A 13,303-nucleotide genomic window follows, 5' to 3' on the forward strand; every position below is an offset into this window, starting at 1 on the left:
TAAAGTCATAACTTTAAGCGAGGGGATATTATACTATTAAACATTGCAGCCCAAACTTTCGACAAACTTAAGGGTGGGCTAACAATTAAGGGGTTAGCAATAGTAGGTGATTAAACCTTATAACGTTGCGTTACTTATAAAAATTTCATTTGCATACCCAAACTAATGCGTTGTTGATGACGGTCATAGTCGATAAGTGAATCCCCATAACCATTAAAGTACTGTATCAAGAAGTCATAACCTTCAGTCAATGAATAAGAAAGATTTAGTTCGACACTACCTTTATTATCACTCAATTTAAGATTATTTCGCACCGCAGTGAAAAGGTTGAATTTGCCTAGCTGAGTACCAACACCAAATTCCATATGCCCAAGATAGTCTGTAATATCTGGATTGTCATCACCAATCACAGAAAGTGGTGTTTCTTTTTCATCTTCAGCTAGTCGATGCCAAGCTTTTATATAATAAAAAGCACTTTCGTCACTAAACACTAACGAAGCAAAAACTCGGTTCCAACTGCGCGATGAAAGACCACTTTGACCATTGGATTGATGATTGATGCCAAACTGAACTTGATTAAACTCAAAGCCTAATATGCTGTGATTCTGTTGCCAACTGTAAAATAATTCAGGTTCGTAATTTGTTTCTCGAAAAGGTTTAGATGCCTCACTGTTGTACAATTGCCAATACGATACTGCGGTAAAACCAAAGTACAGACCTGAAGCATCAGTCGTTGGTAAATATATAGGAAACTTGATGCTAATTTGATATTTAGCCTCTACATTATCAACATTATCATTAGTTAACTCTTCAACCGTGCGGGTACCTGGTTTACTAATATAGGAGACTGGCAGTAGGTAATTTAATCTATGTTGCGAAATAGCAAAGGGGTTAGCGGTTGTTTTCAAAAGCGCTTGTTCTCTTTTCTCTAGAATAGATTTTTCTTTTTTTGTGGCGACACTTACTTCTTCAGCCATTAATAACTGAGGTAAAAAAAGCAGGATTAAGCATAAGGTTTTAGTTATAACTGTTGGTATATGGACGTTGTTCAAGTGTTATTTCTCATAAAAATTTAGTATAGGATCGACTTATCAATCAATGTTTAAAGGCATTGTGATAGTCGCTCAGTTTATTTTTCGTCATTCACTGTTTTGTTATTAAGTACTTAAACAGGGGTTGATTAAGTACATTGTTAACTAGAGTTAATAATAGCGATAATAACAGGTAAATCCAATTGGGTCAGTCAAACTTATTTGTAAAAGTAGTTTACATAAGCACCAGGGTGCGGCTTATTGGCCTTCTGCTGATGATTAAAACAAGGCTAATTAAATCAAAATATAAGTCGCAGTCCCTAAAAAGATTAAAAAACCAACCGCATCGGTTATGGTTGTTAAAATAACACCGCCCGCAATGGCTGGGTCTACACCCAGTTTTTTCAATATTATAGGAATAAGCGCACCTGAAAGCGTACCGGTAAGGCTCACAACAAAAAGAGCCAGCGCAAAAACGCCCCCTAACTGCCAATCGTCATACCATAAAATTGTAATTAAAAAGACCACTGCAGCCCATAATATGCCATTAATAAAAGAGACTTTTAATTCATGAATGGTCAGCGAAACAATATTGGCACTACTGACTAAATCGCGCGCAATACCACGAGTAACGACAGTTAACGTTTGGCTACCTGTAACGCCTCCCATGCTTGCCACTACGGGCATGAGTACCGCGAGCGCGACAAGTTGTTCTATTGATGCTTCAAAAAAGCCAATGACCCAAGCGGCCACAAAGGCGGTGATTAAATTGGTGCCTAGCCAAATAGCTCGATTAAAAGAAATATGAGAAACAGGGGCAAACATATCGAGCTCTTCATTAAGGCCGGCGGAGGCCAATAAACGCTGCTCTGAATTATGTTTTAGCACATCGATAACATCATCAACCGTTATTCGACCCAACAAAAAATTATTTTCATCTACAACTGGCGCAGAGATTAAATCATGGTCTTCGAAAATTTGTGCAACCTGAATGGCCGATTGTAACGAATCAATCAAGGGCACATCGTTTTTCATTACATCGCCAACCGACAAGCTATTATCCATTGAAACCAAGTCACTAAGATATAAGGTTCCTTGTACCTTGTTATTTCTGTCAACAACAACCAGTTGGTCAAGTTGTTCGGGCAACATACCTTCTTTTTTTCTTAACTTACACAAATACCGATAGACGGCTTTAAGACTAACATCCTTTCTGACCGCCGTAGCGTCAACATCCATCATACCGCCGGCTGTATTATCAGGAAAAGAGGCCACTGTTTGGTAACGCTCTTTTCGCTGACTATCCATGGCCTCAACCATAGCGCTTACTACTGGTAATGGTAAATCAGCATCAATGTCGGCTAACTCATCCATTTGAAGCGTCGATAAACATTTAAGTAAATCAGCTTCACTGGTTTTTTTAATCAAAAATTGGCGCAGTTCGCGGTGCACTGAGAGTAAGACTTCACCCTTGTAATTAACCGGGATCAAACTCCAAAAATCATCGCGATATTTATTGGGTAGTGATTCGAGTAATCGGCCCAATTTAGCCGGATGATATTTCTCTATTGAAATCAACAGCTCACGATCGTCTTCTTGCTCTAATGAATGCGTTAATTGGCTAACAAGTTTGGTAAAAGTATTGCTCATAGGATCCACTTATAGTGATTAATTCAATATTTACTGGAAAAGGCGTGCTTAGCAAGTTGCTTGAGCGTAATTTAGTCGCAATCACCACTGACATCAAGGCTTATTAATAGGTCAAGCTATTGCTTGAAAAGCCCGGCTAAATTTATGTAAATAAAACACTTACTTTAGGCGCTTAACAATAAGTCATCGCTAAAAGCGCTAGCCAGTCACTAGATATTAAAATAACGAGGACAAAAATAATTTTAACAATATGCATATAATAATGTAGACAAAGCAGTGCATTGGCCTTATAAAAACATTAAAATTGTACCATTTGCTAACTTTACTGGACCACCACTTTTTAGCCTTTAAATAATAGATAGAAGTAAGGCTTTCTCTATTTCTTGTTATAGAAAGCCTTAATGTAAACACTGAGTGCCAGTAATGCTAACCGGTAAGCTAACACCTACAAATCGTCAATAGGCCTAGTAATAATAACGTTTAAATATCGCCTGAGGTTTTTAATTACTTGGCTTACCAAATGATAATGACTGCAATAATTTTATTATTTTAAAATACCACACAACAAAACAATTAGAGTATACACTGAGCCAATTATTTGTATTAAACAAGGGTTACAATGAAGGAAAATATGCAGACATTCATCGCTTTATTGTCAGCAGATGACGATAATGATTTACGCCAACATTATTTAGCTTCAAGTGAGTCGGAAAATATCATTCAATTAGCTTATCTATTTCAACAAGGAATAGCGCAAGTCGCATCGTTTGATTTTTATCAACAATTAACCACGACATTAATAGCCAGTAAAATTTTACCTGTTGCGCTTATCGCACAAATTAAAACCAACGACACATTGAGTTTTTTTACCCCTGCCCTTCAGGTACAAGACAACTTTACAAAAACAGATCGCAGACAGCGCAATGCTTTACATTATTTATTCGCTGGCAATAAAGCAGTCGCCAGTACCCCACCCTTTATTTATTTACGTTCAATGATGTTATTTGGCAGCAATAATACCTTACGTGATGCACTCTGCCAGCGTGACCACGAAAACTTAACTCCCATTGAAGTTTATTTATCGACTAATCAAAATTTAATTTCGCTAGCGCCGCACGAACTTACCGCATTATTGGCCTTAATAGAGATCGAAAGTAAACAACAGCCCTTAGCCACAACCAACTACTCAAAGGTAATTAAAGTGCTTGCTGAATTATGTTCTCGTCAAGATAAGCACTTTGACAGTGAGCTACAACGTCTTATCTTGGTCGCCATCTACTACAAAAAAGCCATTAACGATATCGTTAATGGCTTACACTAAATTCCAGTTGGCGTTATCGCAATGATTATTGAGACTTGTTATCTTGTAAAAATTGTTTAACAACTAATACTGTTGCCTGAGGGTTTTCTTCGTGAGGTACATGCCCTAAATCATCAAAGACAACTAATTGACTGTTGATAATATCTTTCTTAAATTTCATCGCAAGCTTGATGGGGATGAGCTTATCTTTTCTTCCCCAAATGATAAGCGTTGGTACATTTATTGTTGAGATCTTTTTGGCTAAATCCCCGGGGACCGTCTGCTTAAAGCGTTCTTTTAGAGCGTTACGATTTCCTTCACGAAGCGTCAAATCATAGTATCTGTCAACTAATTCACTGGTGACTAAGTCAGGGTTTCCATAAACATTCTCAACACTTTTTTTCACCAAAGATTTAGGTAAAACGTTTTTTAATAACCGGCTCGTTATCGGATTTTTAGACAATTTAAAGGCTAAGGGTAAAGATTCAGACTTAAAAGGATAGCCACTCGCGTCGACTAAAATTATTTGAGAGACTCGCTCTGGATATAACACTGCGGTAGCCCAAGCAATATACCCGCCTAAAGAGTTACCTGCTAATACACTTTTTTTAACCTTTAACTTATCTAACACAGCAATAACAACTTCAGCATAATGTTCAATAGTATAATTATTTTTAGGATCGGGGCCGGTTAGACCAAAGGCAGGTAAATCAAAGCGAATAACTCTGCGTTGTGTTTTTAGTTGGTCAACCCAGCCATCCCATGTATGTAATGACGCGCTCGTACCATGAATTAAGACAATAGGATCTTCATCAGACTTTGGTCCTTCATCTCTAAAATGTATATTCATACCAGCAATCTGCATAAATTGTGATGGCTCAGCAGCCCAGCGCTTGCTGAGTTCAGCGACAGACTTATCAGGTGCTTGATTAACATAAAGATAACTGGCAAATAAAACGACTACGCTTAGTAGTATAAACAGACTGATTTTTAAAATTCTCAAGAGATTATTGGCCTTTTTCTCTATATATTGTTGATGAAGATTGATTGTAGCTGAATTTATTCTATCAGTATCAGCTACAATGAATAATCATCCCGGGTAAATATCCAAACGCTAACAACGCCATAATGATAAGTTGTTATTAAGCATAATCGTAATGACCTCCAGACTTAAGGGCTTTTTGATAGGCTGAACGGGCTTGAAAACGCTTAACGTAAGCGGTAATTTCTGGGTAGTTATTGTCATTTGAACTTTTGGCAACCCAAGCCTCTAGAGGAAAACTCATTTGAATATCAGCACCAGATAATTCTTCTCCAGCAAACCACTGATTATTTTTTAAATGGCTTTCGATAAAGTCTAAGTTCCCGGTAATATTTGGCCCAACATAGCCTTTCATTACTTTTTTCACAATCCCTCTAGCAATTGGCTTAACAAAAAAGGGCATCGTACTTTTCAATATTTTTTCAAAGATTATTTTTAGTAATAATTGTGGCATCAATGTTCCCTCAGCAAAATGTAACCAGTATATATACTGGCGATGTGCTTCTGTGCCAATATCGGGAGTAAAATCATCACCATAAGTTTGTGCAAGGTATTCAATAATGGCTCCAGACTCAGCAACAGTAATGCTACCATCAGTGATCACTGGAGATTTACCCAATGGATGTACTTTCTTTAAGGTGTTAGGCGCTAAATTTGTTTTTAGGTCTCGCTCATAACGCTTAACGTCATAAGGTACGCCAAGCTCTTCTAAAGCCCAAAGCACCCGCTGCGAACGTGAGTTATTAAGGTGGTGTACAACAATCATAGTTTTCCCCATTAAGATAAAAGCCTAAAGCCAACTATTGTACTATAAATCGCTATCATGATTTATTCGTGATGACCGCAACCAATAGTACAATAGTGCTAAGTATATATTATTTTAATAGCTTTATTTCCCGGCGTCGCATACGATTGAACCACATAATTATACTATCGGACTATTTTAATGCTTTGGACCTCCTGTGTTGTATTACGTCGAGATATCGAGCAACACCAGCATAACCTCCATGAGTTTGTCGTCTGTTTAAAAGGTGCTGTAAGCATAACGATTAATGACGAAAGCCATCAACTTTTAAGCGGACATTCCGTTTTTATCCCTGCTGAATATCAACATTCAATCACGACAGATAAAAACACCGAAACAAAATTACTGTTTGCATGTATTGCTCCCCCGTCCTTTGATAACTTGTCAACACCCGCCAACAGTTTGTATTTAAAAACGTTATCTAAAGGAGGATTTTTAACTAACAATCTCAATTTAAGCAGCCAGCACAGTACGCAAGGAATGCAAAAAATTGCCAATGAACTCGAAATACAACCCATTTCGAGCTCACCATTAAATGTTTGTTTAAAAGAGAACCTCTACTTACGACTATTACTGATCCATATCAGCAACGCCGGTTACGAGCAGCAAGCAAATGCACAATCATCTTTGCGAATGACCAATGCTCAAGATTGGATCAACAATAATTACACTATGGATATCACTCTAGATAAGGTGGCAAAGCAAGTTAATCTATCAAGAAGTCATTTTGCTCGCCAATTTCGCCAGCACACCGGTTTCAGCTTTATTGAATACCTTTTAAAACTGCGTTGTGATGCCGTTGCTAAAAACCTTGCTAGTTCCAACACCGATATAACCGAAATTGCTTTTGCTTCGGGCTTTAGTAATCTTAGTCATTTTTACCGGCACTTTAAACGCCGCTACGGGATAACTCCCGGTGCTTTTAGGTTAATGATTAAACATCAAGGGGTAACACTGAGACCTTAGGCCGCTGTAAAATTTTTCTAGCTAAGGAGTGTTTTACCTTAAGTGTTGTCATAGATGTATTAGCGCAAATATAGACTTCAAAACCCTATAAGCTCAAATATAATAAAGTTACCCTTGCAAGGGTTCGAGATAGAGTGACACAAGATTCATGCAATGTGTTGCCAGAATACTATTTTTCAAAGTAACCACAGCAGAAATTTGTCTACGTCAGATAAATTTATCATTTGAGAACCTGCTTAGATTCACGATTAAATACCTGTCGATTATCAGAATTATATAGGGGAGCTAAGATATAAACTTTGCTGAAGTCTTTACGGGTAATGGGGATAACGTTGAGCAGGTATTATGCAGGATAACAAAAAATAAAATCGAGCACGATGAAGATAACGAACACCTACTTCAGCATGCTTTAAATCAGCCTTACTTGATTGAACTACTCGGCACTTAAGTACCGAGTTTTCTCGACGACACTGATAAATTTAACCGAACTTTAGTCATAAGTATTAAATTTATTAAACTTTATAATAGAGGTTAATTCATCACCATATTCTGCACCCTTTTCAGAATAACGGTCTAACTTTTTAACTAAAGAGTAGGGGTCATCAGTTTTTAGTCGTAATTGCCTAAATTTCTGAAAGGCGGCGCTGCGTCCAAGGGTTCGATAGTAGCCCCTTACCGAGGCTTTAATAGAAGGGTATCTTTTTAGCCAAATGGTTTTATCACCCCTTTTTTTCAGTGCCGCGATTCTAGGTTCATCTTCATCGAATGACCAAACACCAAAAATATTATTAGCTTCATTAAAAAAACGAGAGGTTGCCCAAGAACTCTCCATTGCCGCTTGTGCAATAGCAATACTTTTAGGGTGAGGTTTAAGTGCCATTAACAGCTCATTATCAGTTTTGGCTTTATATTCTATTTTCAGTTTTTCTATCATATCGTTATCACTACCTAACTTAAGTGACTCTGAAACGTCAAGATATTGAACCATAAGTTCATCATAAACTTCGTCTATTGCAGGAATAATTAAATTTTTAAAGCGAGCCTTTTTCTCTTGTACTGTCATTTTTGGCAAAGTAGGTTCATTTGCGCCATAGAAATAAATCGCTGTCGATAATAATAATATTAAGGGGATAAGTATCAATAATGTTTTTGACTGAAAAGCAGTTAATTTCATGGCAAGCCTTGTAGTTAGAAATATATTGTTAAGTATAAAAAAGCGGTTAACTTTCAGGAAGTATAGCATAAAGTCCGCTAAAATTTTAAAAGTAAAGTTATCTAGTTCTGCAGTCTCGTGTCATAAAAAATTTACTTGTTTGATAAACAGCTGTGAAAAATTATTTTTCGTCTATTTTTCGTCTATACTCATTTTACTTATTTATTATCCTATTAACTAACATATGCAGCTAAAACTATTTTTATTAATCATCAGTTTGTTATTTACTCTGCCTTCCTTTGCTCAACAAAAAATCACCATTGCCTTTGGTGATGCTCTTGCACCTTGGGTAATGCCTGAAACTAACGACGGTATAATAATAACTTTAATAAGAGAGGCCTTAGAGCCAGCTGGCTATGAAATAGAAGCAATTTATTATCCATATGCTCGCCGAATAACATCATTCAGAGCTAAGGATGTTGATGCGGCCTGTGACATGAACTTAAAAACAATGACCAAAGAAAACCTTACCGGTTTCTTATCTGATGAAGCTTATGCTTACGAAAATTTTGCCTTCGCATTAAAAAAGCATAATTATAAATTTACTCACTTGAATGAGCTAGCTTCATACTCTTTATTGTCTTGGCAAGGCGCCAAAACACACTTGGGTGGAGAGTATGCCGTAATGGCCAACAAAAACCCGCTTTATCTAGAGAATCATGATCAAGAATTACAGGTTAAAATGTTATATCTAGAACGTTTCGATATCATTCAGTTAGACCTACAAATATTTAAACATTACCGAGCTAAAATTCAAAAAGAAGGACAAATCAATACCCATTTATTAGTGGATAAATTTCCACTTTTTGGAGCAAGCCCTAATAATATTCTTTTTCATGATAAAAAAGCCAGAAATGCCTTCAATAAAGGCCTTAAAGAATTAAAAGCGAATGGTCGTTATGAAAAAATATTCGCATCGTATACCTTAGGTAACTAGTGAGTTATTTACGGATTATAGTCTCGACTCTAAGGATGACGAACCATTAGCGAAAAGTGCTCAACGTTTAGTGGTTTATTCTTATCATCCTCGCCTCAATATTACTCATCAATTTTGCACGAAGATAAAATGCCTTCGCTATTTTATATCCGTTAGCTTAAACAAAAATATTACAAGGTTAGCTTCATAGCTACTTATGCTCTATATTTCACGTAAAAAATACCGTTAGTTTAATCTGATCTTGACCAGAATATTAAGCTTAATGTAAAGTTAGTTTAAATGAGCTCGTCGTTCATCTTAACCATTATTTCACTCAACTATTTTAAAGGGCAATGCTATAGCGAAAGCATTTTTTTTACGCTAATAGCCACTTAAGTCTGGACTAAATGACTAAAATTAAAAACATACAAGATGTCTCTTTTGGCACCCCTATCGGTATATCGATGGGCAATGTAACCGCTTATTCTAGCGATTATGATACCGTAGACCCATTAATCTATAAATCGCGTAGTCACTTTAGAAGCTATGTAGATGATATTTATATGGGACATAAATGGCAATGTGTTGAATTTGCTCGTCGATGGCTTTACACCAACAAAGGTTATATTTTTAACGATGTAGCTATGGCTTACGAAATATTTAATTTACGTTCCGTGAGAGATATTGTAAATAATAACGAACTCGCCTTAAATGCCTTTGAAAATGGCGCAAAGAGATTACCTGAAGTAGGAAGTTTACTAATTTGGGATGAAGGTGGAGAATTTGAAGAAACGGGTCACGTAGCTATAATCACTGCAGTTTTTAACGATAAAGTGTATATCGCCGAACAAAACATGGCCTTTGCACCTTGGCCAAATGGGCAAAACTATTCGCGTGAAATAAAAGCAAAATTAGGCAGTAACGGCGACTACTGGCTACACTGCCCCTCTGATGGGTCAACCATTTTGGGGTGGTTAATACAAACTGATGATGAAACAGATGCGCTGATTTCTTCTCTGCCAGAACCCGAAGTGTTTAATATTGAAGCTTGTACTGCGCCAGCACAAAATAAAGCCAATACCCCTTGGTTAAACCTCGCCAATGACGACGAATATGCATTTTTTCAAATGATGGCTGGCCATAGACTGTCATGTGATGATGCAAGCGCTTTACGCTATTACCGTATATCACCCCAAGCTCATTTAGCACTAGAAACGGCCACGGATGAACTGCATCAAATGTTTATGCATACTACCGATTACGTGCTGGAACATCCAGAGCTATTGGAAAAATTTGGCTTACCCAAAAACCTAAATGAAAAAATTAAGCGCTCATGGTCTAACCGCGCTAATCAATTAGTAACAAGTCGTTTTGATTTTTCAATGTCTGAACATGGCTTGAAGGTCTACGAATATAATTGTGATTCGGCATCATGCTATATGGAGGTTGGAAAAGTACAAGGTAAATGGCTAAAACACTTCCAAGTGAAAGGTGGAACTGATGCAGGCACAGCCTTATTTAGCCTTTTAGTTAAAGCTTGGCAAGCTCGTGCTATCGACTCCGTTATTCATATATTACAAGATGATGACCCCGAAGAAACCTATCATGCACTCTTTATGAAAAACGCCATAGAAGCGGCGGGTCATCAATGTAAAATATTGGTAGGGATTGATTCATTAACGTGCAATAAAAATAATGAAATTGAAGATTCAGCCGGCATAAAGCTTCAATGGATATGGAAAACATGGGCGTGGGAGACTGCACTTGACGAAATAAGAGCAAATCAAGATGATGTCATTAATAAAGCTCAGCATAAAAAACCGCATAAACCTAGCTTATCTGACGTACTACTAAACGATAATATTATGGTTTTTGAGCCACTTTGGACACTTATTCCTAGCAACAAAGCGATTTTACCTGTGCTATGTATGCTATTTCCAAATCATCCCTACTTGTTAAATACCAGCTTTGAATTAACGGATGAACTTGAGCAAACTGGCTACGTAAGCAAGCCAATCGTTGGCCGCTGTGGTGCAAATATAAAGATAATAGATGAAAACAAGCAAGTGATTGCCGAAAAGTCAGGTAATTTTGAAACAAGAGAGCAAATCTACCAAACATTGTTCCCCTTGCCCTATGTCGAGGATAAATATGTGCAAGTTTGTACTTTTACCGCAAATGGCCATTATGCCGGTAGTGGTGTAAGAGTGGACTCGTCAATGATTATTGATAAAGATAGTGATTGTTTAGCATTACAATGTAAACATGACGTATAAAAATGTTTCTTGCGCTAACATTCAGCATATCTGCGCTTATTTCAACCGTATCTAGGATATTAACTTGCAATTATTAAGTATATTAAAAAATATTAAAAACTTTTTATTAACGGCATTTATTGGTGGAATGGTTATATTATTGCCCGTTGTTATTGTTTTTAAAGTCGCTTTTTGGCTATTAAATTCACTTTCAATGGCCTTTGAACCGATATCTACTTTTTTCTCAACACAATTTGTCTCTCACATCCCTTTAGCTGAAATCCTTGCGTTTACTGCAGTGTTTTTATTGTGTTTTATCATAGGACTACTCGTACAAACAGTATGGGGACGCTATGTTCATGGCCAATTAGAACAACGCTTACTTGTTCCAATTCCTGGTTATACGCTGATAAGAGATATACTGAGCCAGTTTAAAAATAAAGATGGTGGTTCTTTTACGCGCCCAGTAATGCTTAAAGCATTTCAATCTGAACAATTAGTTTTGGGTTATATTACTGACGAATTAGAGGATCATTTTGCGGTATTTGTGCCTACTAGCCCTAGCCCATTTAATGGTTTTGTTATTTTTGCTCCTAAAGCAGATGTTAAACACATTGAAGGCAGTGCTAAAAGCGTGATGAACTTAATCGTCGGCTGTGGTGTTGGCTCAGCCAAAACATTAACAAAAGATCATTTTAAAACCCCTTAACTTTACCATGTGTTAATGCGCCAATTTACAGAGTAAAACCAATAAGATAACAATTTATTTTTGGTGCTAACGCAATTTTTGTGAGTTAACTCAGTAAGTAACTCGTAATGACTATGGAATTTAAAGACCCATGAATACATTAGAAGTGGAAAAAGAACGGATATGCCAGATAAGTTCTATTCTATATAGCGCGAGCCAACCGATTAGAATACTCACTCATTTAGAATGGAACAGAGATATTAAACAGCAATTCTTTGCGGATAAGTGCAAAGAGCTACCTAAGGTTAGCTACCCTACTTTTGATCCCAGTAAAACCTTAAGTTTAGTGAGTGAAGCTAGAAGCTTGATGGGGAATTCAGACATAGATGAATGGCTAAAGCGCATTTCAACTAAGCTTGAACATGGTGCTTTGATGATGGGATCGGTAGGCACTAAAAAGTTTTATGAATTTTCTGAGGCGCTTTACGGTAAACCTACCAACCCATTTACTGACGGTAAATCAACACCGCTTGAATTGGCAAATATTTTTGACAAACAAATTAGTAGTTATGCTAGTTACAACTTTGGTAGTCCACCACCTATGTGTTATCTAGCTTCAGATATCGCTGAGCAAATGCAAGCAGCCGTGACTAAAATGTTTGGTACAGATGCGCCAAAAGTTGAAGTGGTTGACGAGCTATCTGCCAACGCGCTAGCAAACCCAAAGTTAATACGGATTAGGAAGACAGCCTGTTTTACTGATCTTGACGCGCAACAACTCATTAATCATGAAGCCCATATTCATGTTGCCACCTCAATTAATGGACTTAATCAGCCGCACCTTAAAATATTAGCCGCTGGTCATCCTGGGACCACTAAAACACAAGAAGGCTTAGCGGTATTTTCTGAATATATCACTAATTCTATCGATTTGGATAGACTGCGTAGACTAGCTGACCGTATTATCGCGATACAAATGTCGATTGAAGGCGCAGACTTTTTAGAAGTGTATAACTACTTTTTAGGTCGTATTGGCAATGAATCACAAGCTTATGAAAATACTCGAAGAGTTTTCAGGGGAGGTGTTTTAACTGGCGGCGCTCCCTTTACTAAAGATGGTGTTTACTTAGAAGGACTTATCCGCGTGCATAATTTCTTAAAAGCTATCGCCGCTAATGGTCGAGCAGATTGTCTTAAGTTATTATTTTGTGGAAAATTAGATATTGAAGACATTCCTGTACTATACAAATTAGAGGAAATGGGGCTATGTCAGCCCGGTAAATACTTACCACCATGGGTTGAAGACGCACGCTATTTATTGGCTTACTTAACCTGCTCTGAGTTTCTCAATAAAATGGATATGCCTAAAATTTATAGCCATTATGATGAGTTGCTGCACAGCATTCCAAAAACGTTCAATTAACGTTGCGAAATACA

General features: G+C 37.2%; 11 protein-coding genes. 6 read left to right on the top strand and 5 right to left on the bottom strand.

The window, feature by feature from the left end:
* Positions 1-134: 134 nt before the first annotated feature.
* Both H4J76_RS03620 and mgtE read right to left on the bottom strand, forming a co-directional pair.
* On the bottom strand, positions 135-977 hold the full coding sequence (locus H4J76_RS03620; RefSeq protein ID WP_157470793.1) for a phospholipase A: 843 nt from the start codon (positions 975-977) through the stop codon (positions 135-137).
* 348 nt (positions 978-1,325) lie between these two features.
* A complete protein-coding gene (gene mgtE, locus H4J76_RS03625; protein WP_182214888.1) occupies positions 1,326-2,681 on the bottom strand; it encodes a magnesium transporter in 1,356 nt (451 codons plus the stop codon).
* 631 nt (positions 2,682-3,312) lie between these two features.
* Here mgtE and H4J76_RS03630 point away from each other — a divergent pair.
* Positions 3,313-4,002, top strand: a complete 690-nt coding sequence (locus H4J76_RS03630; protein ID WP_182214887.1) for a hypothetical protein — start codon at positions 3,313-3,315, stop codon at positions 4,000-4,002.
* A gap of 25 nt (positions 4,003-4,027) precedes the next feature.
* On the opposite strand, the gene H4J76_RS03635 is transcribed toward H4J76_RS03630, so the two are convergent.
* Both H4J76_RS03635 and H4J76_RS03640 read right to left on the bottom strand, forming a co-directional pair.
* Complete coding sequence (locus tag H4J76_RS03635; RefSeq protein ID WP_220465247.1) at positions 4,028-4,984, bottom strand: alpha/beta fold hydrolase; 957 nt, start codon at positions 4,982-4,984, stop codon at positions 4,028-4,030.
* Positions 4,985-5,123: 139 nt separating this feature from the next.
* A complete protein-coding gene (locus tag H4J76_RS03640; RefSeq protein WP_182221615.1) occupies positions 5,124-5,789 on the bottom strand; it encodes a glutathione S-transferase in 666 nt (221 codons plus the stop codon).
* 180 nt (positions 5,790-5,969) lie between these two features.
* Here H4J76_RS03640 and H4J76_RS03645 point away from each other — a divergent pair, with 180 nt between their 5' ends.
* Positions 5,970-6,794, top strand: a complete 825-nt coding sequence (locus H4J76_RS03645; protein WP_182221616.1) for an AraC family transcriptional regulator — start codon at positions 5,970-5,972, stop codon at positions 6,792-6,794.
* Positions 6,795-7,284: 490 nt separating this feature from the next.
* On the opposite strand, the gene H4J76_RS03650 is transcribed toward H4J76_RS03645, so the two are convergent.
* Positions 7,285-7,968, bottom strand: coding sequence for a glucosaminidase domain-containing protein (locus tag H4J76_RS03650; RefSeq protein WP_182214882.1), 684 nt, complete (start codon positions 7,966-7,968; stop codon positions 7,285-7,287).
* Positions 7,969-8,191: 223 nt separating this feature from the next.
* On the opposite strand from H4J76_RS03650, the gene H4J76_RS03655 reads away from it, so the two are divergent.
* From H4J76_RS03655 to H4J76_RS03670, 4 genes are all read left to right on the top strand, one after another.
* Entirely contained in the window at positions 8,192-8,944 is a 753-nt protein-coding gene (locus tag H4J76_RS03655; RefSeq protein ID WP_182214880.1) for an ABC transporter substrate-binding protein, read from the top strand.
* 386 nt (positions 8,945-9,330) lie between these two features.
* Positions 9,331-11,199: a glutathionylspermidine synthase family protein gene (locus H4J76_RS03660; protein ID WP_182230120.1), complete on the top strand. Its 1,869-nt coding sequence runs from the start codon at positions 9,331-9,333 to the stop codon at positions 11,197-11,199.
* Positions 11,200-11,263: 64 nt separating this feature from the next.
* Positions 11,264-11,887, top strand: a complete 624-nt coding sequence (locus H4J76_RS03665; protein ID WP_182214877.1) for a DUF502 domain-containing protein — start codon at positions 11,264-11,266, stop codon at positions 11,885-11,887.
* Between the two features lie 130 nt (positions 11,888-12,017).
* Positions 12,018-13,289 (top strand): flavohemoglobin expression-modulating QEGLA motif protein, encoded by a 1,272-nt coding sequence (locus H4J76_RS03670; protein WP_182230121.1) that lies wholly within the window; start codon positions 12,018-12,020, stop codon positions 13,287-13,289.
* The last annotated feature ends 14 nt before the right edge of the window (positions 13,290-13,303 follow it).

Source organism: Colwellia sp. BRX9-1 (genome assembly GCF_014077195.1).
GTDB lineage: Bacteria > Pseudomonadota > Gammaproteobacteria > Enterobacterales > Alteromonadaceae > Colwellia_A.